26 protein-coding genes and 1 pseudogene are annotated in these 22,688 nt (G+C 64.7%); 12 read left to right on the forward strand and 15 right to left on the reverse strand.

Annotation, left to right across the window (positions count from 1 at the left end; genetic code table 11):
* From AC3WLB_RS22190 to AC3WLB_RS22210, 5 genes and pseudogenes are all read left to right on the forward strand, one after another.
* Nucleotides 1-619 (forward strand): response regulator transcription factor (locus AC3WLB_RS22190; RefSeq protein WP_492509793.1); only part of this gene is annotated, 619 nt, incomplete at its 5' end.
* Nucleotides 620-663: 44 nt separating this feature from the next.
* Entirely contained in the window at nucleotides 664-1,572 is a 909-nt protein-coding gene (locus tag AC3WLB_RS22195) for a sensor histidine kinase (protein ID WP_492509795.1), read from the forward strand.
* Nucleotides 1,573-1,654: 82 nt separating this feature from the next.
* Nucleotides 1,655-1,996 (forward strand): hypothetical protein, encoded by a 342-nt coding sequence (locus AC3WLB_RS22200; protein ID WP_492509797.1) that lies wholly within the window; start codon nucleotides 1,655-1,657, stop codon nucleotides 1,994-1,996.
* A gap of 187 nt (nucleotides 1,997-2,183) precedes the next feature.
* A complete protein-coding gene (locus AC3WLB_RS22205) occupies nucleotides 2,184-2,837 on the forward strand; it encodes a VTT domain-containing protein (protein WP_492509799.1) in 654 nt (217 codons plus the stop codon).
* Nucleotides 2,834-3,571, forward strand: a pseudogene (locus AC3WLB_RS22210) (COG4705 family protein); the annotation flags it as partial. The gene AC3WLB_RS22205 and the pseudogene AC3WLB_RS22210, both read left to right, overlap by 4 nt.
* Before the next feature lie 84 nt (nucleotides 3,572-3,655).
* Here the strand turns inward: AC3WLB_RS22210 and AC3WLB_RS22215 are convergent.
* On the reverse strand, nucleotides 3,656-4,498 hold the full coding sequence (locus AC3WLB_RS22215; protein WP_492510003.1) for a phosphatase PAP2 family protein: 843 nt from the start codon (nucleotides 4,496-4,498) through the stop codon (nucleotides 3,656-3,658).
* 161 nt (nucleotides 4,499-4,659) lie between these two features.
* Between AC3WLB_RS22215 and AC3WLB_RS22220 the strand changes: the two genes are divergently transcribed.
* The 4 genes from AC3WLB_RS22220 (at nucleotide 4,660) to lgt (ending at nucleotide 8,734) form a co-directional block, all read left to right on the forward strand.
* Entirely contained in the window at nucleotides 4,660-5,931 is a 1,272-nt protein-coding gene (locus AC3WLB_RS22220) for a COG4705 family protein (protein ID WP_492509801.1), read from the forward strand.
* Nucleotides 5,932-6,249: 318 nt separating this feature from the next.
* Complete coding sequence (locus AC3WLB_RS22225) at nucleotides 6,250-6,615, forward strand: ArsR/SmtB family transcription factor (RefSeq protein WP_492509803.1); 366 nt, start codon at nucleotides 6,250-6,252, stop codon at nucleotides 6,613-6,615.
* Nucleotides 6,612-7,658, forward strand: a complete 1,047-nt coding sequence (locus tag AC3WLB_RS22230; protein WP_492509805.1) for a cation diffusion facilitator family transporter — start codon at nucleotides 6,612-6,614, stop codon at nucleotides 7,656-7,658. The genes AC3WLB_RS22225 and AC3WLB_RS22230 overlap by 4 nt, the downstream gene beginning before the upstream one ends.
* 140 nt (nucleotides 7,659-7,798) lie before the next feature.
* Nucleotides 7,799-8,734, forward strand: a complete 936-nt coding sequence (gene lgt, locus AC3WLB_RS22235; protein ID WP_492509807.1) for a prolipoprotein diacylglyceryl transferase — start codon at nucleotides 7,799-7,801, stop codon at nucleotides 8,732-8,734.
* Nucleotides 8,735-8,759: 25 nt separating this feature from the next.
* Here lgt and AC3WLB_RS22240 read toward each other — a convergent pair whose 3' ends face one another.
* Genes AC3WLB_RS22240 through AC3WLB_RS22250 form a run of 3 tightly spaced genes read right to left on the reverse strand, consistent with a single transcriptional unit; the run spans nucleotide 8,760 to nucleotide 11,055 of the window.
* Nucleotides 8,760-9,083 (reverse strand): metal-sensitive transcriptional regulator, encoded by a 324-nt coding sequence (locus AC3WLB_RS22240; protein WP_492509809.1) that lies wholly within the window; start codon nucleotides 9,081-9,083, stop codon nucleotides 8,760-8,762.
* Nucleotides 9,080-9,385: a rhodanese-like domain-containing protein gene (locus AC3WLB_RS22245; protein ID WP_492509811.1), complete on the reverse strand. Its 306-nt coding sequence runs from the start codon at nucleotides 9,383-9,385 to the stop codon at nucleotides 9,080-9,082. Before AC3WLB_RS22245 ends, AC3WLB_RS22240 begins: the two co-directional genes overlap by 4 nt.
* A complete protein-coding gene (locus tag AC3WLB_RS22250; RefSeq protein WP_492509813.1) occupies nucleotides 9,382-11,055 on the reverse strand; it encodes an FAD-dependent oxidoreductase in 1,674 nt (557 codons plus the stop codon). The genes AC3WLB_RS22245 and AC3WLB_RS22250 overlap by 4 nt, the downstream gene beginning before the upstream one ends.
* A gap of 74 nt (nucleotides 11,056-11,129) precedes the next feature.
* On the opposite strand from AC3WLB_RS22250, the gene AC3WLB_RS22255 reads away from it, so the two are divergent.
* On the forward strand, nucleotides 11,130-11,300 hold the full coding sequence (locus tag AC3WLB_RS22255; protein ID WP_492509815.1) for a DUF8730 family Cys-rich protein: 171 nt from the start codon (nucleotides 11,130-11,132) through the stop codon (nucleotides 11,298-11,300).
* 132 nt (nucleotides 11,301-11,432) lie between these two features.
* Here AC3WLB_RS22255 and AC3WLB_RS22260 read toward each other — a convergent pair whose 3' ends face one another.
* The 11 genes from AC3WLB_RS22260 to AC3WLB_RS22310 form a co-directional block, all read right to left on the reverse strand.
* Nucleotides 11,433-12,413 carry a hypothetical protein gene (locus AC3WLB_RS22260; protein ID WP_492509817.1) on the reverse strand — a complete coding sequence of 327 codons (981 nt, stop codon included), beginning with the start codon at nucleotides 12,411-12,413 and terminating at the stop codon, nucleotides 11,433-11,435.
* 162 nt (nucleotides 12,414-12,575) lie between these two features.
* Complete coding sequence (locus tag AC3WLB_RS22265; protein WP_492509819.1) at nucleotides 12,576-13,484, reverse strand: AAA family ATPase; 909 nt, start codon at nucleotides 13,482-13,484, stop codon at nucleotides 12,576-12,578.
* The gene (locus AC3WLB_RS22270) at nucleotides 13,471-14,907 is read right to left on the reverse strand and encodes a TnsB C-terminal domain-containing protein (RefSeq protein WP_492509821.1); all 1,437 of its coding nucleotides are present in this window, start codon (nucleotides 14,905-14,907) and stop codon (nucleotides 13,471-13,473) included. Before AC3WLB_RS22270 ends, AC3WLB_RS22265 begins: the two co-directional genes overlap by 14 nt.
* A gap of 13 nt (nucleotides 14,908-14,920) precedes the next feature.
* On the reverse strand, nucleotides 14,921-15,487 hold the full coding sequence (locus tag AC3WLB_RS22275) for a recombinase family protein (protein WP_492509823.1): 567 nt from the start codon (nucleotides 15,485-15,487) through the stop codon (nucleotides 14,921-14,923).
* A 159-nt stretch (nucleotides 15,488-15,646) separates the two neighbouring features.
* A complete protein-coding gene (locus AC3WLB_RS22280) occupies nucleotides 15,647-15,904 on the reverse strand; it encodes a hypothetical protein (RefSeq protein WP_492509825.1) in 258 nt (85 codons plus the stop codon).
* Nucleotides 15,905-15,932: 28 nt separating this feature from the next.
* Entirely contained in the window at nucleotides 15,933-16,520 is a 588-nt protein-coding gene (locus AC3WLB_RS22285) for a hypothetical protein (RefSeq protein WP_492509827.1), read from the reverse strand.
* A 27-nt stretch (nucleotides 16,521-16,547) separates the two neighbouring features.
* A complete protein-coding gene (locus AC3WLB_RS22290) occupies nucleotides 16,548-16,883 on the reverse strand; it encodes a TraR/DksA family transcriptional regulator (protein ID WP_492509829.1) in 336 nt (111 codons plus the stop codon).
* A gap of 85 nt (nucleotides 16,884-16,968) precedes the next feature.
* Complete coding sequence (locus tag AC3WLB_RS22295; RefSeq protein ID WP_492509831.1) at nucleotides 16,969-17,127, reverse strand: hypothetical protein; 159 nt, start codon at nucleotides 17,125-17,127, stop codon at nucleotides 16,969-16,971.
* 66 nt (nucleotides 17,128-17,193) lie between these two features.
* On the reverse strand, nucleotides 17,194-18,543 hold the full coding sequence (gdhA, locus tag AC3WLB_RS22300; RefSeq protein WP_492509833.1) for an NADP-specific glutamate dehydrogenase: 1,350 nt from the start codon (nucleotides 18,541-18,543) through the stop codon (nucleotides 17,194-17,196).
* Nucleotides 18,544-18,699: 156 nt separating this feature from the next.
* The gene (locus tag AC3WLB_RS22305; RefSeq protein WP_492509835.1) at nucleotides 18,700-19,326 is read right to left on the reverse strand and encodes a response regulator transcription factor; all 627 of its coding nucleotides are present in this window, start codon (nucleotides 19,324-19,326) and stop codon (nucleotides 18,700-18,702) included.
* Nucleotides 19,323-20,507, reverse strand: coding sequence for a sensor histidine kinase (locus AC3WLB_RS22310; protein WP_492510005.1), 1,185 nt, complete (start codon nucleotides 20,505-20,507; stop codon nucleotides 19,323-19,325). The genes AC3WLB_RS22305 and AC3WLB_RS22310 overlap by 4 nt, the downstream gene beginning before the upstream one ends.
* Nucleotides 20,508-20,670: 163 nt before the next feature.
* On the opposite strand from AC3WLB_RS22310, the gene AC3WLB_RS22315 reads away from it, so the two are divergent.
* A complete protein-coding gene (locus tag AC3WLB_RS22315) occupies nucleotides 20,671-21,741 on the forward strand; it encodes an FtsX-like permease family protein (protein ID WP_492509837.1) in 1,071 nt (356 codons plus the stop codon).
* Entirely contained in the window at nucleotides 21,738-22,430 is a 693-nt protein-coding gene (locus AC3WLB_RS22320; RefSeq protein WP_492509839.1) for an ABC transporter ATP-binding protein, read from the forward strand. Before AC3WLB_RS22315 ends, AC3WLB_RS22320 begins: the two co-directional genes overlap by 4 nt.
* The last annotated feature ends 258 nt before the right edge of the window (nucleotides 22,431-22,688 follow it).

Consider the following 22,688-nt stretch of genomic DNA (forward strand, 5'->3'; position numbering starts at 1 on the left):
GGGCTACCCGGTCGACATTCGGATGACCGCTCCGGATGCGTTGTTCGCGTTCGAGACGGACGTGTACGACCTCGTGATCCTTGACCTCATGCTCCCGGGGATGCCCGGTGGCGGTGTGGAACTCTGCCGGCGCATCCGGGAAACCAACACCGATGTGCCCGTGCTGATGGTGACCGCGATGGACTCAACCCAATCACGAGTGCGGGGCCTGGACGCCGGCGCCGACGACTACCTGATCAAACCGTTCCATCTCAGCGAACTGCTGGCCCGTGTGCGTGCCCTGCTGCGCCGAGCCCCACGCGCGATTGCCCCCGTTTTCACCGTGCGGGACGTCACCCTCGACACGGGGCTACGGCGCGCGTACCGGGGCGGTCGAACCATCCCGCTCACCGCGAAGGAGTTCGCTGTACTGGAGTACCTCATGCGCAACGCCGGCACCGTGGTCAGCGTCTCCGAGCTGATCGATCATGCCTGGGACACCAACAGCGACCGGTACAGCAACGTCGTGCAGACCTACATCCGGTATCTCCGAAAGAAGCTCGACCAACCTGGTGGTGCGGGCGCGGAATTCATCGAGACCCGGCGCGGCGCCGGATACCTGGTGCGGACCCACCTGTGATGTTCCGGCGAGCCATCCGCAGGCTCACCCTCCTTTTCTCTCTCGTGCAGCTCACTGTCTTCGCCACCTTGTCGATCGCGATCTACCTTTTCGTCACGACCACCTTCGACTACGACCCTCCCGAGGGTGATACCGTGGTTGCCGCAAATGCCGCCGAGATCGCGTTCGCCGGGCTCCGCAACGGACTCATTGTTGGATTCGTCGCACTCCTCCTCGTCGTGCCGGCGATCAGCTACCTCATGGCCCGTCGCACCCTGGCTCCCGTCCGACGCGCCTATCTGGCCCAAGAACGATTTGTCGACGACGCTTCACACGAGTTCCGCACACCACTGAGCGTGCTCTCCGGCGAAATCGAACTCGCACTGCTGCGACCCCGAACGCCACCCGAGTACGTCACCGCCCTCGAGCGCAGCCTCGACACCGTGGGCAGGATGGAACGACTCACCAATGACCTCCTTCTGCTCAGCCGGGAGGGCGATCAGCGGATCGAGGACAGCTTCTCCGTCATCCGGATCAAGGAGATCGTGCTCGCATCGCTTCCCCCTCGCCCAAGCGGCAGCAGCAACCGTGCCACGCTGGCCCTCGATTTCGAATCTGACCCTTCGGTGCGCGGCTCCCGCGAGCTCCTCACTCGCGCGGTCGGGAATCTGATCGAGAACGCCCTGAAGTTCACCCCCGCCACCGGCACGGTTCGTGTCCGCGTGGCAGAACGGCTCGGGATGGCAGTCATCGAGGTCGCCGACAATGGCCCCGGCTTTCCGCCCGGTACCGAGCAGCGAGCCTTCGATCGGTTCTGGCGTGCGGACACAAGCCAATCGATCCCTGGGCACGGCCTTGGACTGGCCCTCGTGAAACAGATCGTCGACGCCCACGCCGGCCGCGTCGGCGTCATCTCGTCCACCGGTAACGGCACCGATGCAACCATCGAACTTCCGAAGGTGAATGCGCGCTGAGCGCTCTCACACTCATCTCACACAGCCTTTCGTACGGTTCATGAATCAGGCACCCCGCCTGCCCCACAAAGGAGAACCCACCATGAACAAGCGCATCAAATGGACCCTCGGGTCGCTCGGCACGGCGGCCCTCATCGTCGGCGGCGGCGTCGCGATCGCCATCCCCGCACAGGCCGCCAACACCACCCCGCCACCCTCCACCAGCCAGACCGCAGTCGAGGACGGCACCAACGATGGCGAGACCGCCGACGACGTCACCGGAGTCGAGGACGGCACCAACGATGGCGAGACCGCCGACGACACCACCGCAGTCGAGGACGGCACCAACGATGGCGAGACCGCCGACGACACGACCGGAATCGAGGACGGCACCAACGACGGCGAGACCGCCGACGACACCCCCACCCCCGCTCCCACCAACTAGGCATCCCAGACAGGGGAGTCGGTCACTCGACCGACTCCCCTTGTCGTGCGCCTGGGACTCGCGAACGCACGACGCCCTGGAACTCTGTGAGCACTCTCACGAATCGAGCGCACCCAGGAGGACGTCTTAAGCGCTGAGCTGAATAGCCTGCGACCAGACCACTGCCCATCCCCGTTAGGTGCAACCCTTGCTGATTCAATCCACTGGCCTGCTCGACCCCACCGCTCTGCTGCAAGGCTCGGGGCCGTTCGTGCTACTGGTCATTATGGGCATCATCTTCATCGAGACCGGACTGCTGTTCCCATTCCTCCCCGGCGACTCGCTCATCTTCACCGCCGCGCTGCTCAGCAGTTCGCTGATGATCCCGCTGCCGGCGTTGGTGGTCGCCATCGCCGTGGCGGCGATCCTCGGCGATACCGTCGGGTACGCCATCGGAAAGCGGTTCGGGCGGCGCCTGTTCAAGCCGGATGCGCGCATCCTGAAAACCCGCTACCTCGAGAAAGCGGATGAGTTCTTCGCCAAGTACGGGCCGCACTCTCTCGTGCTGGCCCGATTCGTTCCCTTCGTGCGCACGTTCGTGCCACCTGTGGTGGGGATGTCCCGGATGCCCTACCGGCGGTTCATCCTCTGGAACGCGATCGGCGGCATCTCGTGGGCACTACTGCTCTGTCTTGCGGGCTACTTCCTGGGCCAGATCCCGGTGATCGCGAACAACGTCGACGTGATCGCCGTCATCATCGTGGCCCTGTCGATCATCCCTATCGTGATCGCCGTGTTCCGGGAACGCCGAGCCGACCGCCGCGCCGCCGCGCGGCTGGAATCGTCGGACGCGAACCGATGAAAGCACCTCGGCTGTTTCGCGATCGCGCCCCGCTCGCGAGTAAGGTGCCCGAGATCACCGGGCTGTTCTGGGTGACAAAGGTACTGACGACGGGGATGGGGGAGACGACATCCGATTTTATGGTCACCACGATCGAACCGGTCATCGCCGTGGGAGTCACTTTTATCCTGTTCGCCGTCTCCCTCGTGCTGCAATTCCGCACTCGCCGATACGTGCCCGGGGTGTATTGGCTGACCGTCGTGATGGTCAGTGTCTTCGGCACGATGGCCGCCGATGTCGCCCACGTGCAGTTCGGCGTCCCTTACGAGATCTCGACGATCGGCTTCGCCATCCTCCTGGCTGCCATCTTCGTGGTGTGGCATCGCACCGAGCGGACTCTGTCGATCCACTCGATCGACACTACGCGGCGGGAGGTTTTCTACTGGGCCACCGTGTTGACGACGTTCGCTCTCGGCACCGCCGCCGGCGACTGGACCGCGCACGATCTCGGTCTCGGCTACTTCCAGTCAGGTCTGCTATTCCTGGCCGCGATCCTCGTGCCGGCCGTCGCCTATCTCTTCCTGCGCCTGAACGCGGTGGTCGCGTTCTGGGTTGCCTACATCCTCACCCGGCCGCTCGGAGCATCCTTCGCCGACTGGCTTGGTGTGGGCCCGGAGCGCGGAGGGGTCGGTATCGGAACGGGCATCGTGAGCCTTGTGCTCGCTCTAGGGATCACGGTGTGCGTGGGCGTCCTCACACGGCTACAAGCCCATACCGTGGTCGCGGCGAAAGTGACCGTCGCGGACTTCCCGACCGGAGCGCCCGCCAGCCGTGCAGGGCTAGACAGCTACCGGCGGGTGGGCGCGTCGACGCTCGTGTCGTCGAGTTCGCACCGTCAAGTAGAGACGGTGCGCGGTAACGACCACCGCCAACCAGGCCGCACCGAGCACCCACCCGGCGAGGACGTCGGTGAACCAGTGATGCCCGAGGTAGACGCGGGTCAAGCCGATGGTGATGGCGAACAGCACCGCGGCACCGACCGTGAGAACCCGGGCGCGGGTGGTCTTCTGGCGAAGGATGAGCAGGTAGGCGATGACGCCAACGACGGCGACGGCATTGAGAGTGTGCCCGCTCGGGAACGACGGCGAGAACTCGAAGGGCGGCACAGCATCCGCCAGCGCCGGCCTAGCGCGGCCGATGAGGTCTTTACCGGCGACGGTCATCAGCAGGGAACCCCCGCCAGCGGCGACGATGAGGATGACCGGCGTCCACGACCGGCGATGGATGGCCAGCACAAGCAAGGCGGTCACTGCGATGATCGGCATCCCGATCGGTCCGGCGACCTCGGTGTAAACGACGACGATTGCGTTGAGAAACGGTGATCTGAGCGTCATCGCGAAGGCTAGAAGCGGCTTGTCGAGTCCGGCGGCCCCGTCGGCGTCGGTGACATTGTCGTAGACCTGCGCGGCGGCCACGCTCAGCGCGACCACCAGCAGTGCGCCGAACACGAGAGCGAGGATCAGGGCGCCGTTGGGCCCCAGCCGATCACTGAGCCAGTGCACGAGGTCAGCAAGGTGACGACCGAGGCGGCTGTGCCAGGTCGTGAGGCTCTGGTCGCCGATCCTGGTGTCCTGCGTCAGCTCACCGTCGACCCCTTCGTGTGTCTGGTCCCGGCGGCTCATGCCGCCTGCTTATTCGGTGAGATCAGTCGGCGCCCGGAATCTCACGGGTTGGACAGCGCTCTGCCAGCCTCGCTCAACAGGGGGAGCGTCTGTGAGAAGTTTCAGAACCGAGGAGCGATGCTCGCAGTTCGGCCGAAGCGCCAGCTGAGAACGTTCCGGTTATGAGCACATCTGAGACCGCATCGGCGCCCACCGCGCGACGGATGCTGAGCAAAGTCCCCGAGATCACCATCTGGTTCTGGATCATCAAGATCCTCTGCACCACCGTGGGCGAGAGCTTCGCCGACTGGATCAACATGGCCCTTGGCGTAGGACTCGTAGCCACGGCCCTGATCTTCATCGTCGTCACGGCGATCGTGCTCGTCGTGCAGATGAGGCTGAGGCAGTACCGGCCGGGTGCCTACTGGCTCACCGTGGTGGTCATGAGCATCACCGGGACACTACTCACGGACGTCCTGACCGACCTCGCCGGGGTGCCACTCTGGATCAGCTCCGCAGTGTTCTCTGTCATCCTTGCCGTGGTCTTCACGATTTGGTTCGTGAAGGAGCGCACCCTGTCAATCCACAGCATCACCACCGTGCCCCGGGAAGCCTTCTACTGGCTCGCCGTGCTCGTCACCTTCGCCCTCGGCACCGCCCTCGGCGACTGGACCCTCGAACTCACCGGATGGGGCCCGGGCCTGTCGATCCTGCTGCCTCTCGTCCTGATCGGCATCGTCACCGCCGTCTGGCGGTTCGGCGCCAACCCCGTGCTGACGTTCTGGATCGCCTACATCCTCACCCGCCCACTGGGAGCCAACATCGGTGACTGGCTCGGCCTCACCCCGGAGGAAGGTGGCCTCGGACTCGGCACCTTCACCACCAGCCTGATATTCCTCGCCGCCATCCTCGCCACCGTGGTGTACCTGACGATCAGCAAAGCCGACGTCGTAGAAAAGTACACCGAGAAATCTGAACACCCCGTCTCGCAGTCACGGAGACGAGCCTCGCTAGGAATCCTCGGGGGCGTGGCGGTCATGACCATCGCACTACTCACCTACACGAACAGCCTGCCGCACACCAGTGCGCTGGCCGCGGAAGGCCCGGCGCCGAGCTGCAACGCCGGGACGGCACCGCTCACCCAGACCGAAGCTCAGACCGCCGCCAAAGCAAACTTCCCCGCCGCCAACCTCACCGACCTTCGCACGATCACCTCCGACACCCTCACGCTCGTGCAAAGCGGCGACACCGCAGGCGCCGCGGCACGGGCGACCGACCTCGAAACCGCCTGGGACGACAGCGCGGATGCGCTCACCACAGCCGATTGCCAGGCATGGACATTCATCGACAAGCAGATCGATCCAGTCCTCTCGTCAGTGCGGTCAAGCACCCCGAACCCGACGGCGGAGAAGAAGGCGCTCGACGAGCTCCTGACCACGCTTGGTAGGGCGTGAGTTCCAGCAGACTCCTCGTAAGCCGATCTGTTTGGTCCCTCCGATAGGGGATTGGCTGCCGACCACTTGTCAAAGTGCTAGACCAGCCTGCGACTGTGAATTCGGGATGGCGGCAATCTTCCTGAATCGTGGCGACTCAGGCCATGCAGTGACTAGCAACCGCTCGAGGAAGATGTCAGCGCCGGGATGTCGCGCTCCCTCGTCACCGATCAACTCGACTGCGGTGGGGGTTCACGGCGCTACCGGGCTCGCTGCCGGCTGAGAATACGTCGATGCCACCGTGTTCGGCTCACGACAAGAATATGTAATAATCTGCGTATGGATGCAGATAGCGCGATTTGTGGGCGCCAGCCCGATAGCCAGTTCGTGGAGCTCGCCGTCGAGGTGTTCACGATGCTGGCCGACGCGACGCGGGTCCGGCTGATCCTGGCCCTTCGGGATGGCGAACGATCCGTGAACGCACTGGCTGAGGCGGTCGACAAGTCGCCGGCGGCGGTATCGCAGCATCTGGCCAAACTGCGACTTGCGAGGTTCGTCGCCACCCGCCAAGAGGGCACGCGCGTGTTCTACCGCTTAGAGAACGAGCACGCCAGCCAGCTCGTGTCGGACGCGATCTTCCAAGCGGAGCACTCGCTCGGAGGAACCCCGCGTCACCACCACGCTCGAGCTGAGGCCACGACGTGACCCAGCCACACTCGCACCATGACCACCCCCACGGCCAGCCGCAGCACGAGCACCACGGTGCCGACGGCCACACGCATAATCACTCCGACGAGCACGGACATGCTCATCCAGCCGGCATCAAGGGCTTCTTCTACGGCCTGTTCGTCCCCCATAGCCACGACGCGGCCGACTCCATCGACGATGCCCTCGAAGCGAGCAGCCAAGGTGTCCGCGCGCTGAAGATCAGTCTGTTCGTTCTGCTCGCCACGACGGTGCTGCAGCTCGTGGTCGTCATCATCAGCGGCTCGGTCGCCCTGTTCGCCGACACCATCCACAACTTCTCCGACGCGCTGACCGCCGTGCCGCTCTGGGTCGCCTTCGTGGTCGGTCGCCGCGTCGCCACGAAGCGGTACACGTACGGGTTCGGGCGGGCCGAGGATCTCGCCGGCCTCTTCATCATCGCCGTGGTTGCCCTCTCCGCCGTGGTCGCCGCATATCAGTCGATCGAGCGGTTCTTCAACCCGCAGCCCCTGAACAATCTCTGGTGGGTCATCGCAGCCGGGTTCATCGGGTTCGTGGGCAACGAAATCGTTGCCATCTACCGAATTCGAGTCGGTCAGAAGATCGGCTCTGCGGCACTCGTCGCTGACGGAGTGCACGCCCGCATCGACGGCTTCACGTCCCTCGCCGTCGTGGTCGGCGGCTTCGGGGTGATGCTCGGCTTCCCGCTCGCTGATCCGATCGTCGGGCTGCTCATCTCGGCCGCCATCATCGTTCTTCTCTGGGGCACGGTGCGCAGCATCGGCCGGCGCCTCATGGATGGCATCGAGCCTGAGCTCGTCGACCGGGCCCAGCACGCTATCGAGCACACCCCGGGCGTGCTCGCCGTGTCGCGGGTGCAGCTCCGCTGGGTCGGACACCGGCTGCAGGGCGCAGCGGTCGTCACCGTCGCGAACACCACCGTGGCCGACGCCGACGTGATCGCCCACGACATCGAGCACGAGCTCGCCCACGCTCTGCCCAACCTTGACTCCATCGCCATCACCACCACCGCTCGAACGTGAACCGGCCCCGGGATGCCACGGCACATGATCACGGCCATTGGCTTCTTCAGACCCGAACCGGGTCTACTGAGGGCCGGTCGAGGGGTAGGTCTAGCCTTGCCTAGTCTCATCATTCCTGTTGTTGAGTTGCGGAGGTCATGATGGTGCGGAGCATTCCCAGTCCCGACCCGGCGTGGGCACAATTCCAGCTCGGCCCGCTGACCGTGCACAGCTACGCGCTATGCATCCTCGCCGGTATCATCGCCGCCCTGCTGATCACGCAGCGTCGGCTCTCCCGCCGGGGAGCCGAGTCGGGCGTGGTGCTCGACATCATCATCTGGGCCGTACCGCTGGGCATTATCGGCGCGCGTTTCTATCACGTGTTCACCCACGTCGGCGATTACTTCTACCCCGGCGCGAATCTGTGGGATGTGTTCGCGATCTGGGATGGCGGCAACGCTCTCTATGGGTCATTGCTCGGAGGCGCTGTCGGTGCCTACATCGGCTGCCGCCGCGCCGGAATCCGGTTCTGGTCCTTTGCAGACGCTCTCGCCCCGGCGATGCTCGTCGCGCAGGCCATAGGTCGGCTCGGGAACTACTTCAACCACGAACTCTTCGGACTCCCCACCACCTTGCCGTGGGGGCTCGAGATCGAATCCAGCAACCCCAAATTCCCCGCCAACCTCCCGGATGGCACCTTGTTCCACCCGCTGTTTCTGTACGAGATCATCTGGAACCTTGCAGGGGTGGCAATTCTCCTGCTGCTCGAGCGGCGCTTGCGCCTGCAGTGGGGAAAGCTGTTCGCCCTCTACCTCGTCTGGTACGGGCTCGGACGAAGCTGGCTCGAAGCCATCAGGATCGACCCCACCAGTGACGGATTCCTCGGTATCCCCGCCAACGTGTGGGCTTCGTTTGCTGCGGTCGCCCTCGGAGTGATCCTCTTCATCGTCCAAACCCGCCGGCACTCCGGTGCCGAACCGTCCGTCTACCGAGACGGGCGGACATCACCAAACACGACGGTGACCGATGCTGCGGATGATCCGGCTTCTGAGATCGTGCACGACTCCGCGCGTCCGGCTCGAGATGGATCGCACTGACACGCTCTCGAGCACTCGAAGCATCTCAGGCGAGAGTGAGAAAGAGTTTCTCGAGTTCTGCGACGGTCAGTCGGCCACGCCCGTCGTCGTCGATGTGCTCGTCAGCTCCTGGTCCATCGGTGATGCACTCCCGGAGAGCTGTTGAGATGATGGCGAAGCCGGCGCGGTCGATCGCGCTGGACACGGCGGCGAGCTGTGTCACGACGTCGCGGCAGTCTCCGCCGTTCTCGACGGCCGCGATGACCGCGGAGAGTTGACCTTGCGCGCGTTTCAGGCGATTGGCGACCTTACGCACCGCTGCGGCGTCGTGGAGCCGACCGTCGTCTTTTTCCGGGGTGTCGCCAGTCATGCCTTGTCGCTTTCGGTGGGGTGTCCGTTGTTGATCCAGGCGTTGGTGCCGCCGGTGACGTCGATCGCGTTGATGCCGTTCTCGGTGAGGAATGCTGTCGCTCGAGCGCTGCGGCCGCCGGCCTGGCAGATGACGTGAACGGGTGCGTCGCGTGGAATCTCGCTCATGCGGCCGTGGAGTTCTGAGAGGGGGAGGTTGACCGTGGCGGGTGCGTGGGCGGTGGCGAACTCATCGCGTTCGCGGACGTCGATGAGGACGGGGCTGTCGAGGGCGGCGAGCTGGTCGACGGTGATCTGATTCATGCTGCTGTTTTCATGCTCGGTGTCTGGAGGGATGTGGAGGTGGTGCCGGCTATCCAGGTCAGGTAGCCGCCGTCGAGGTTGGCGACGTCACGCCCGAGCTGGGTGAGCAGTCGTGCGGCGGTATGGCCGCGCTGGCCGACTTGGCAGTGGACGATGAGCGGTCCGTCGGGAAGCTCGCTCTGCCGAGCGCGGAGTTCGTCGAGTGGAATGTTCACGGCGCCCGGGATTGAGCGGGATGCGTGCTCCGCAGGGCTCCGGACATCGATCAGCGTCACGCCCGAGGTCAGAGCCGTGTCGAGTTCGTGCCACTGGATCGTGCGCGTCGTGCCGGTGCGGATGTTGTCGGCGACGTAGCCGGCGAGATTGACGGGGTCTTTCGCTGAGCCGTATTGCGGCGCGTAGGCAAGCTCCAGTCGCGACAGTCCGGAGGCGGTGATGCCCCCGGCCATCGCGGTGGCGATGACATCGACGCGTTTGTCGACACCCTCGCGCCCGACGATTTGGGCGCCCAGGATGCGGTCGTCGTCGGGATCGATCAGCAGCTTGAGCGCCATCTGCTGGGCTCCGGGGTAGTAGCCGGCGTGTGAAGACGGGTGGGTGTGGACGACCGTGTGGGCGCGGCCCGCGGCCCGCAGCCGCTTTTCGCTCCAGCCCACAGACGCGATCGTGAGACCGAGAACCCCCACTATCCCGGTGCCGAGAGCAGGGGCCGCCGCATCAGTGTCTCCGACGGTGCCGGCGATGGCATCGGCCGCAGCACGGCCATGCCGATTGGCCAGACCCGCCATCGTGACCAGAACGGGTCGGCCATCGATCGCTCCCTCCTTCTCGACGCCGTCGCCGACCGCGAAGATCGAGGGATCACTCGTGCGCTGGTGATCATCGACGGCAATGCCTCCGGTCGGCCCGATCACCACTCCGGCCTCGCGAGCCAATCTCGCCTCCGGGTGTACCCCGCTTGCTTCGATCACGAGATCGGTGAGGATCTCAGAGCCGTCCGACAGGATCACCGCCCCCGCCCGCCCGCCCGTGACGGTGACTCCGAGACGGACGTCGACCCCGTGATCACGGAGGACCTGCTCCACGGGTGCTGCCATCTCGACATCGAGTGGAGCGAGCACCTGGGGGCCTCGCTGCACAAGAGCCACCTGTGCACCTCGCGCGAGGAGGTTCTCCACCGCCTCGAGCCCGATGTACCCGCCCCCAATCACCGTCACGCGTGCAGTTCCATCCACGTGTTGGAGCACGTCCATCACGTGATCGACGTCCTCGACGCTCCGGAGCGTGTGAGTGGGGACGATTCCTAGAGTGGGCCCAGGCGTTGTGGTGGAGCCTCCGGCGAGAATGAGGGTGTCGTAGGACTCGGCGAAATGTTGCCCTGAGTCGAGGTCGACCACCCTGACGGCCTTCGCGGAGGCGCCGATCGCGATGACCTCGTGCCGTACCCGAACATCCAGAGCGAACCGGGCGGCGAGCGACCCCGGGGTCTGCAGCAGCAACGAGTCACGATCCTTGATGACACCACCGACGTAGTACGGCAGCCCGCAGTTGGCGAACGAGACGTAAGAACCACGCTCGAACACGACGATCTCCCGCCGTTCGTCGAGACGCCTCAGGCGCGTGGCGGCGGACATGCCGCCTGCGACACCGCCCAGAATGATGGTCTTCATGGAGAAGATAATACCCCCAGGGGTATTGTGATGTCGATCGGTATCACTGGGATGGCGTCGAGGAGGAGAATCACATGTGCAGAGCGGTCACGTGCCGGACGTGCGGCAAAACGACGTGGGCCGGCTGCGGCCAGCACGTCGACGCAGTCATGAGGAATGTCCCGCGTAGCGAGCGTTGCGCTGGGCACGAGAAGGCTGCGCCTGAAGCTCGCAGCCTTCTTTCTAGACTGCTGGGCAGGCCGTGAGTAGCGCGTGTGCTTGAAGCCGCGTTCGGTCTCGATAGGGGATCGCTCACTGGAGGCTCTGACAGCGGAGCTCACCACGCCGACTGTCGCGTCTCGTTTGACCTGTCCGGTGAGGAGTTCGTTGAACGGGCGTCATACGGACGATTGAGCGCCTTGTGCCGTGTTGCCACGGACGTGGGAATTCAGGACTGAGCGCCGAGCCGCGCGCAATTGAGCTGGGGTTTGAGGAGTCGGCTCGGATGCGTCCTCGGGCTGCGCCCATGCGGCTTTAGACCGCTGCCCGTATAAGCGAAGGGCAGTCTCGAGTGCTTCCACCGACCTCTGCAGCGCTAGTGCAATCATGACTGTCGAAGACGTCATTTTCACGTGAGCACTCTCGTCTACAGAGTCGACCACTGCGTCGCTTCGTTCCAGTGCTGCGATCAGTGACCACTGTTTGCCATGACTCATTCCAGACATGAGCTGCCACCAGGCCAGGAGGGGCATTCCTTCGTTGGTCGGGATCGAGGGGTCGGCAGCTATTGCTTCGTCTGCCAGCGCCACCATGTCATCGTATTTGGGAGCGCCCAGCTTTACGGCTTTGGGGGATCCTAGGCTGGGCCGGCTCTTTATGAGATTTAGGATCTCGGCCTTGGACCGCATCCGCGTTACCCATGCATTTTCTTGTCCGAGCGTGGTTGCGAACACGCAGCGCCACTTCGCGTCGTCATCTGCTACCTGGTAGGTGCGTACTAGCCGAATGTCGCGTGCAGCTGGTGCGAGGAGGTAAATGGCTAGCGCGCTATTCTCTACCGCTGCCCGCAACAGAGGGTATAGCGCGGTCATGGGCACCTCGTTGGTTTCGAGAATGGCGCGAATTGTCCTGAGCGCGTCGGCTGCTGTCGCCATTGCTCCGCGGTGGAGTCCGCCTCCACGCCATGATCCGAGGTAGCGATCATCCAGTCGCAGGCTTGAGCGCTCTTCCACGACGGCTGTGTACGGGCCGTCTAGCTTTGCTTGGATCTCTGTTATGCGTGGGAACATCAGCCGCCACAGGGTCACTCCCTGCTCTTCGGTATGGGCATCGAGAGCGCGGTTGAAGTTGAACGGTCTTGATTCATCCGACGTGGTCATACTTCTCCGAGTGGTCGAGCTCACGGTATCGCGGCCTCCACCGCTTCGATAGTTCGACGGATCTGACGTCTCACAACCCTAGGGATACGAGGTGTTTCACCATCGTCCCGCAAACCGCTGGGCTGTGAGTCGCAGCGATAAGTGGCCGGAATCTGATCGCGGTTAGTGGCCGATCAAGAGGGCCTCGCGTGCAGCGTCGACGACCTCGGGTGTGACTTCGGTGAGCTCGTTCAGCGCAGTGACTCGTTCGATCTGCGTCAGGAGCCGGTCGACGAGGCGGAAGTTGCCACCGGTGATACGAACGATCCTAGCGACGGCGGTCGCGTGGGCGATGCCGCCGTCGGTCGAGTCCGGCGCGAGTGGTAGCCGGCTAGTGAGTACGGCGGTGAGTTCGTCTGGCGTGAGAGGTTTGAACTCGTGAGCGAAGCCGATCCGGCTGTAGAGCTGGGGGTATCTGGCGAGGCGTTTCTCGATGCCGGGCATGCCGATGAGGATGACGCCCATGTGGTGTCGGTCGAAGTAGTCGCGGACCTGCTCGAGACCGGTTGTGTTCAAGCGGTCGGCTTCATCGATGATGAGCAATTCGGTGCGGCCGCTCGAGCGGGACTCGGTGTGGACATATGGGTCAACTTCGCGGTGCTCGTCGTAGTCGACGGCGAAGGAAATCGCTTGGCACACTCGCGGGAGGCCTTGATCGATTTGCCGGACGGTGGCGGCGACGGTCGGTGTGAAGAATGCGGTCCGCGCCTCTAGCACCCGGTGGGGTACGGGCCCGAGGTCGTCATTGGTGAAGATGGATTGCCATTGTTCCCACTCCTCGGTGCCGGCGTACTGTCGAGCGGAGAGAGTCTTTCCAACGCCGGGCGGCCCCCAGCAGAGTCCGATGTAACGGTGATTGCGGACGGTGTCGGCGAACTCGCTGAAGCGCCGATGTTCGCGTGTGATCTGGAACGGCGGCCGGTCCGGTGGCGGAGGCGCGGACACGTTCACTTCGCCGAGTTCGCCAGAGAGGAACCGGCGTCCGTCGTCGCCTTTATGGAGGAGCGTGTGCTTGTCGTTAATCGGTCGCATAGAGTCGCAATCCGTGTCGAGGTGGAGTCTCTTCGGTGGGTTCGGCATCCGGCTCGGGTGATGCCGCGGGCGCGTAGCGGGTGTCCTCGGGTAGGGAGTCCGCGAGGCTGCGTCGGCTCCGCAGTTGCTGCCTGAGGTCGCGCCGGCGTCGTGCTCGAGCCGACTGCAGCTGCTGAAGCGAGACGGAGTCGGCAGCGAGCTCGGGGGCGATTGCGCGGCAGAGGAAGGCGTCGTTGAAGTAGACGCGGATTTCGCCGATGTCGCGTGGATCGAACCGCACGGTGACGTCTTCTCCGACGTAGGCGGCCAGGATCGGGGACACGTAGCGGGTGGAGGCGAATTGGATGCCGTCGCGCTGCACCCTCCGCGATGCGGCTGCAGTTAAGAGGAGAAGGTCGAGATCCTCGGGATGGGCGGGCGCTCTTGGAATGAACCCCGTCGAGCTCCACCGTTCGACTGGGGTCTGTCGGGTTTCGGAATGCTGGCGGCTGTTGTATCCGTCGACGATGAAGTGCTCGATGATGCCGTCGAGTTGCTCGAGGCTGAGCGCAGGATCGGTGAGTGGCTCCCCGTTGGTGCCGTGCGGGATGAATCCGGCGAGGTGTGGGAGGAGTTCGGTGGTGATGGTGCGGTAGAACCGCTCGATCTTCCCGCGACCCTGCGGCACTCCGGGCCGGGAGTGGATGAGTCGAATGTGGGTGTCTAGGCAGACTCGTTCCAGCCGGACCGAGGTGAAGTCGGAGCCGTGGTCGCTGTAGAGGACATCGGGCAGACCTGAGATCGGCCAGGCCTGGTTCGTCTTCCGGTTGATGGCTTGGTGCAGCGCGAGTGCGGTCTGCTCAGCATTCGGTGCACCGAGGAACAAGGTGAAGCCGGCGACTGCGCGGGAGTAGTCGTCGAGTACGATCGTGAGCCACGGACGCACCGCGGCACCGCCCTTACCAAGCACAGCGACGTCGAGGAGAGTATGGTCTGCTTGCCATTGCTCGTTCGGCCGCTCAGCGTTACGTCGGAACACGAGCTCGAACCGGTCACGGTACGCGGCATCACCTTTCGTGGCCAGCACGCGCAGGCCCGGGTCGAGCGCCTGCACGGTGGAGCGGATGCTGGAGTAGCTCGGCGTCGGCAGGCCGCGGTCGCGGGCGATGTCACTCACCCGGCGGTGAATGTACGCGGTCGTCGGCGTCGGATGACGGAGCGCGAGAGCTTCGACCGCCTCGATCAGCTCGGCTGGCGTGCGCCGCTGCCCTTTGTCGCTGCGGGCCGGCCGCCGCAGCGACGTCGGATCAGCTCGGTACGCGGCCGCCCACCGCCGGAGCGTGCGAGCTGGCACTCCCGAGTCCGCGGCGATCTTGACCCAGGGGACGCCGTCGTCGTGTTCGCGCAGCAGTGCCAGTTTCTCCTCGACACTGTGCTGCGCCACGACTCACCACCGGCTAGGCCTGACCGACCTCGGACTGGAGGTGACGGTAGATGGTCGGCCGGGAGACCCCGAAAGTGTCCGCAATCTCTTGGACAGTGTGATTCCCGCTGTCATACATCGACCGGGCCTGCCGGATCTTGTTCGCAGTCATCTTGAACTTCGGCCCACCCTTCCGGCCCCGGGCTCGAGCAGCGGCGAGTCCGTCGTGGGTGCGTTCGACGATGAGGTCGTGCTCGAACTCGGCGATCGCAGCGAGCATATGGAAGAACAGCCGACCCCCCGGGGTGGTCGTATCAATCCCCTGAGACAGTGCCTTCAACCCGATTCCGCGCTGCTGCAGTTCGTCGGCCACGTGCTTGAGGTTCCGCACCGATCGGCCGAGCCGATCGAGCTTCGTCACGACGAGCGTGTCGCCGTCGCGCAGATACGCCAGCGCATCCGCCAGGGCCGGTCGCTTAGCGAGTGTGCCCGATGCGTGTTCGACGAAGATCTTGTCGCAGCCAGCAGCCTCGAGCACGTCGGTCTGTCCGTCGGGATTCTGATCCCGGGTCGAGACGCGCGCGTAACCGATCGTTGCCATGCCTCACTGTAACGCGAACGCCGCTTCCATTACATAGATTGCGAACACGAGTCATGAGACACGACACGCCGATCTCGGATCGAAGGGCGTCGACCGTCTCGCGAACGTTCGTTTCTGGACCATCCGCTGCGGTTCGCGACTGAAGGTGATCTGGGCCGGTCAGTACGCGTGCCTGAAGAGGGGCATCGTGGCCTCGGGGGGCAGCTGTCGGATGGTGTGAACGGTGGCGGTGAGTGCGTCGAGTTGTTCGGTGGCGAGTTCCGCACTGATGGCGTTAGCGTCGACTTGTTTGATGATTCGGAGGAGTTCGAGTCGTTTCAGTGCCAGGGGCCGTCGTGCTGGACCGCCAGCGTCGAGCGCTTGTTCAGCGCGCAGCCGGGCGCGGAGCGCGCAGGCTGTCCATCGTGTCTTTTCCATGGTCGGTTCCTTCGGTCTGGGGCGTGGTTTAGACGTAGTAGTTCGCGGCGGTGAGTCTGATGGGCTCCTTCTTAAGGGCTTCCCAGGGGAGGGTCATGGTCGCGTCGATGCCTTGGGGTTGGAGTGCTCGGTGGTGGACGCGGTGAGCGAGGAGGTCGGGGTTGTCGCAGCCGGTGACGAGCAGGATGGTGAGGATGACGTAGGTGCCGCAATGTTGTTCGATGTTTCGGTGGATGCGGTCTTCGACTGATTCACAGATCCGCTGCAGCACTGATCCGGGCACGGTTGTCGGTCTTTCGATGATCAGAATGAGACGCTTTATGGACGGTGTCTTGGCGCAGATGTTCGCGCAGAACGGCACCTGGGCGCGCAGTTTGGCACCGAGTTCGGTTCGATCGGTGACGGCCGATAAGTCCATCCCGATGACCGCTGCCGTCGGCCGGCCACGTATGGATGTGCCGCGGGGTTCAGTCGTGACGCCGGGGAGGGATTGGAAGGTGCGAAGGCAGTCGATGGTGTCTCCAAGGAGAACGATCGGCCGCCCTCTTTCAGAGCTCTGTGGCTCTGGTGCGGCGGACTGGTGTGCGCGCCTGTCGTGGTGTTGCGTGATCGTCATGATCTCGCCCGTCACCCGTCGGGCGGGTCATGATGTGCCGTCGGTGTGGCAGGGCACGCAGGTGTCGGCGTAGGGGATGATCTCCAACCGGGCCTTGGCGATCGGGCCGGCGCAGCGACTGCATGTACCGAAGGTGCCCGCTTCGATGCGGATCAGTGCCGCGTTGATCTGAGCGACGACCTGGAGAGCGGACTGGCTAGACGCCCAGGCCACGATGTCGATGTGAGGGGCCGCTCGCGGGTCGATCTCGGCGATGAATGCCTCCCGCTCACGGAGTTGTTCTTCGAGCTGCCGGCGGAAGCTCAGGAGGTCGTCGTCATCATCGGTCACGTCGACAGGGCCGGGGGTTGGCAGGGTGGTCATGGGGATTCCTTCGCGCTTAAATGACAAAACGCGCCGCAACTGCGACGCGCTCCTGGTACCGGACTGATCCGAGTGGTGTGGATGATCAGTGCGGTGGAGCGCGCGTGAGCGACAGGATGAGGAGAACACGACCTGCCCGGTCGAACTGGCGGGCAGGAGTGACACCGGTGCCCGGCTGGTTGAGGTACCCGGGCAGCACACGGGTGCGGTGACCGCATCCGGATGTCGCGCGAGGGGTAGGCATGCCATCACCATAGCCGTTACCCCAGTAAAGGCAAGCCGGCCCCGTGTACGGTCCGGGCGGCGGGCGTTAGATCACGCCGAGGGCGAGCATGGCGTCGGCGACTCGGGTGAACCCGCCGATGTTGGCGCCTGCAACATAGTTTCCGGGCGTGCCGTATTCGTCTGCCGTTTCAAGGCACCGGTCGTGGATTCCGCGCATGATCTCCGCGAGTCGATCCTGGGTGTGCTCGAAGGTCCACGAGTCTCGGGACGCGTTCTGCTGCATCTCAAGGGCGCTGGTCGCGACTCCGCCGGCGTTTACCGCTTTCCCGGGCGCGAACCGCACACCGGCGTCGAGCAGGAGCCGGGTGGCATCCGGGGTGGTTGGCATGTTCGCGCCCTCGGCCACGATCAGGCAGCCGTTCCGGATCAACGCGGTCGCACCGGCGGTGTCGAGTTCGTTCTGCGTCGCGCAGGGCAGAGCGATGTCACATGGCACATCCCAGATGCTGCCGCCACTCACGAAGCGTGCCTGCCCGCCGCGCAGGTCGGCGTAGTCAGAGATTCTGCCGCGGCGGACATTCTTCACGTCGGTGAGGACCTCCACGTCGATGCCGGACTCATCAACGACGTAGCCGGAGGAGTCAGAGCATGCGACGACGGTTCCGCCGAGCTGATGCACCTTCTCGATCGCGTAGATCGCGACATTCCCCGACCCGGAGACGACGACCTTCTTGCCGTCGATGCTGTCGGCTCGGGAGCGGAGCATCTCGTCGACGAAGAACACGGTCCCGTACCCGGTGGCCTCGGTACGGACCTGTGACCCGCCCCAGCTCAACCCCTTGCCGGTGAGGGTTCCTGACTCATATCGGTTGGTGATCCGCTTGTACTGACCGAACATGTAGCCCAACTCCCGGCCGCCGACACCGATGTCGCCGGCGGGAACGTCGGTGTATTCGCCGAGGTGACGGTACAGCTCGGTCATGAACGACTGGCAGAACCTCATCACCTCCGCATCCGTCCGACCCTTCGGATCGAAATCAGAGCCACCCTTGCCGCCACCGATCGGCAACCCGGTGAGAGCGTTCTTGAAGATCTGCTCGAATCCGAGGAACTTCACGATGCCCAGGTAGACGCTGGGGTGGAACCGCAACCCGCCCTTATAAGGGCCGAGGGTGGAATTGAACTCCACCCGAAAACCACGATTGACCTCGATCTTGCCCGTATCGGTCACCCACGGCACCCGGAAGATGATCTGCCGCTCCGGTTCACACAGGCGCCTGATCACCGCCGAATCAGCGTACTGAGGATGCTTGGACACCACCGGTCCCAGGCTTTCGAGAACCTCCCGAACAGCCTGGTGAAACTCCTTCTCGCCCGGGTTACGACTGAGTACTTCCTCGAACACGGGAACAAGTCGCTCGTCAAGAACAGGCACAGGTCAGCCTCCATCGCGATGTGGTGAGCCGAAAACAGATGGTTCGCGTCGCGACGGAATCCGGCTACTCCACCGTATCGGCTCGCGCAGCTCCCACTACACGTGTCCGTTCTAAGACGTCGCAATGCAGTGCACCAGAGGCGTTCGGCCGGGCATTCAGCGGAGAATTCCTTGGCGGCGGGCGGCGGAGACGGCAGCGGTGCGGGAGGTGACGTTGAGTTTGGAGAAGATGTGCGCGAGATGGGACTTCACGGTCGTTCCACTGACGAAGAGCTCCTCGGCGACCTCGGTGTTCGATCGGCCTGCCGCGACGAGTTCGAGGACTTGAATCTCGCGGACACTGAGACTGATCTGCGGTGCACGCATTCGGTTCAGTAGCCGGGACGCGATAACCGGGGCAAGAGCGCTCTCGCCGGCCGCGGCTGCTCGGACGGCGGCGATGAGTTCGTGGGGCGGGGCATCTTTGAGGAGGTAACCGCTGGCGCCCGTTTCGACGGCGCTGAGAATGTCGGCGTCGGAGTCGTAGTTCGTCAGAACGAGAACGTACGGGGGTGCTTCGAGGGCGCGGATGCGACGGGTCGCGTCCGCTCCGGTGGCTTCCTGCTGAGCCCCGAATTGGAGGTCCATCAGCACAACGTCGGGGTTCTCGCGTTCCGCCAAGGCGACCGCCTCATCCGGCGTGCCGGCTTCGGCGACAACCTCGACGTCATCCTCGAGGCTGAACAGGGCGATGAGGCCGGCGCGGACGATGGGGTGATCGTCAGCGATCACGAGCCGGATCACGCGTGCTCCGTCAACTGAAGGTCGACGGCCAGGGTCGTCCCACGCCCGGGTGCAGCGTCGATGGTGAGAGTTCCGCCGAGTTGCTGCACGCGCTCCGACGTGGCCCGGAGCCCGAACGAGTCTGACTTCTCAGCGAGTTCTCTCACCGCCCGGTGGGGGTCGAAGCCTGTTCCGTTGTCGGAGACCGTGAAGCGGAGCTGGTCGCGATCGGTGGCGATGGTGATGGTCGCCGTGCTGGCGTGAGCGTGCTGGATCGCGTTCGCGATCGCTCCTTGCGCGATGCGCAGAAAAGCCGTCTGCAGGTGCATCGGCAGGGGGATCGTGTCGGAGACCCGTACCTGCACGTCGAGTCCCTGGGCCGCCCACTGGGTGCGCGCCAGCCGGCGGAGTGCCCCGCCGAGGGTCTGATCATCAAGCTGGGGTGGGGTGAGTTCGCGGATGAATCGGCGCGCCTCGACGAGGTTCGCGGCAGCTGTTTCGCGGGCGAGGCGGATGTGCTCGATTCCGGGGCGGCCGGGGTCGGCGCGTTCGGCGGCGTGCAGGAGCATCTGGATGCTCGAGAGACCCTGAGCGAGAGTGTCGTGGATCTCTCGGGCGAGCCGTGCCCGTTCGGCGAGGACACCGGATTCGTGTTCGGTCGCCGCGAGTCGTCCCTGGGTGGCGAGGAGCTCTGTCACGAGCGCTTCACGCTGTGCGGCTTCGCGGGCGAGAGCTTGATAGCCGAGCCCGATCAGGAGCGCGACACCGGCGCCGACGAGAGGGCCGACGACACCGCCGACGGTCCAGCCGCTGTGGATGCCGAGGGCGCAGATCGCGGTGATCGTGGATACCAGGATCGCAGCCGCCCCCCACCAGCGGCCGAGGAGATGAAGGTAGAGGAAGAACAGCGGGAACACCAGGTAAGCGGCATCCGGGCTCAGCCACAGCAGAACGACCCATTCCACGGTCAGGGCCGCCAACCAACCCAACCGCAGTGACCCTCGTGCCCGAACGGTTCGGGTCAGAACAGCGCCGAGTGCATAGGTCAGCCCGAGGATCACCGCGACAACGATCACGGTGATGCTCGTGTCGGTCGGAGCCAGGATCGCGCGGGCGATGACGAGCACGGTGAGAGCGATGAAGAGGACGTGCAGGCCGGTGCGCAGACCCACGAAAACGGGGGTCAATGCGGTGTGCGGCATGGCCTGAACTCTACGCGCCGTCGTGGTGCCGGTCATCGTCCAAATGGACGACTTGAGGCTACGTACTCCGGGCGGAAAACGGGGTCCGGATAGCCGATGACCCGGCCGTCGCGGACAGGGAGAGTGGAGTAGTCGCCGCATCCGGTGGCAGGAAAGGAACACCATGTTCGTCGCGTTACGCGATCTCCGCTTCGCCCGCGGCCGGTTCATCCTCATCGGCTCCGTCGTGGCTCTCATCACCGTCCTCGTCGGGTTCCTCAGCGGTCTGACCGGTGGGCTCGCCACCCAGAACATCTCGGCCGTCCTCGCGCTGCCCGGGGACCGTGTCGTTTTCTCTGCCCCCACGACGGGAGCCAGCAGCGCCAGTTTCTCCGACTCCAGCATCACCCAGCAGCAGGCAGCGGACTGGATGGCGACGGCCGGCGTCACCGCCGCCGAACCTGTCGGCATCAGCCAGACCCGCGGCGAAGCAGGCGACCTCCGCGCAGCGATAGCCGTGTTCGGTGTGAACCCCGGGTTCGACGCCACCGCACCCTCAGCAGACGGCCGCCTCGGCCTGTCCGATCCCGCCGCCGAAGCCCTCGACGTGACCAGCGGAGACGACGTCACCATCGCCGGCACCACCTACACCGTCGAAACGATCGGTGGGGACGGTTGGTACAGCCACACTCCTGTCGTGGAAATGACCCTCCACGACTGGCAGGCGTACTCGGCGGCGACCGGCAACCCCGATGCCTATGCCACTGTTCTGGCCATCACCGGCAGTCCGGATTGGGATGCCGCCGACACCGCGAACACCACCGTGTCCGAGACCACCCTCGGCAGTTTGATGGCGCTGAGCGCGTTCCGGTCCGAGATCGGATCGTTGCTGCTCATGGTCGTGATGCTGTTCGGCATCTCCGGGCTCGTGATCGGCGCGTTCTTCACCGTCTGGACCATGCAACGAAAAGGTGATGTCGCCGTTCTCAAAGCTCTCGGCGCCAGCACGCGATCCCTGATCCGCGACGCACTCGGACAAGCGCTGATCGTGCTGCTTCTGGGCATCGGAATCGGTCTAGGACTCGTCACCATCTTCGGCGCCCTCGCCGGCACCGCACTGCCGTTCCTGCTCAGCCCGATCACCACTCTCCTACCCGGGGCGATCATGATCATCCTCGGCCTCGCCGGGGCCGCGTTCGCGCTCCGTTCCGTCACCTCCGCCGACCCCCTCACCGCCCTTGGGAGCAATCGATGATCCGCCTGAACACCATCACCCTCACCTTCCCCGACGGCGACACCCGCGTCACCGCCGTCGACGACGTCTCCCTCACCGCCCACCCCGGAACAGTCACCGGGATCACCGGGCCCAGCGGGTCCGGCAAATCCAGCCTCCTCGCCGTCGCTGCGACCCTGATCCACCCGGACGCCGGACAGGTCCTGATCGACGACATCGACGCCACCCTTCTCAACCCCGGCGAAGCGACCGAGTTGCGCCGGAGCAAGATCGGGATCGTGTTCCAGCAGTCGAACCTGATCCCCTCACTCACCGCCCGTGAGCAACTGACTGTCATGAACGAGCTCGGCGCCCGACACAGCCGACACCACCGCTCCGATGCGATGGCACGAGCAGACGCGCTCCTGGACGCTGTCGGTCTCACAGATCACAGCGACAAGAGACCGCACCAGCTCTCCGGGGGTCAACGTCAGCGCATCAACATCGCCCGCGCCCTGATGAACGACCCCAGCGTCTTGCTGATCGATGAGCCCACCAGCGCCCTCGATCAGGAACGAGGTGCCAGCATCATCGACCTCATCCTGCGACTGACCGACGAGCTCAACACGTCAACCCTCCTCGTCACCCACGACCTTGTGCACCTGCCCCGCATGCACGGAGTCGTCCACCTCGTCGACGGCCGACTCGTCGACACCCTCGCCGCCGCGTAACGTCACTGACCCGCCCGCTCGCCCAGGAACCCTTCCCGGAGACTGCTTTCAGCATCCTGCACGTCGCTTCGGCTGTGTTGATCGTCGGGCCCCTCGCGATCATGCCGATGGCAGCACTCCGGACCGGCGACACCAGACGCGCGGCCGCGTCGGAGCCGTCCCGCTCAGTCTCACACTTCCCCAAACCCCGCGACACGGTTCGCAAGCCGCGAAGCTCCACCAGACGAAGAACGAATGCCTCGCGAGGTGCAGCGGGAC

The organism is Herbiconiux sp. FW305-C-125 (assembly GCF_058783455.1).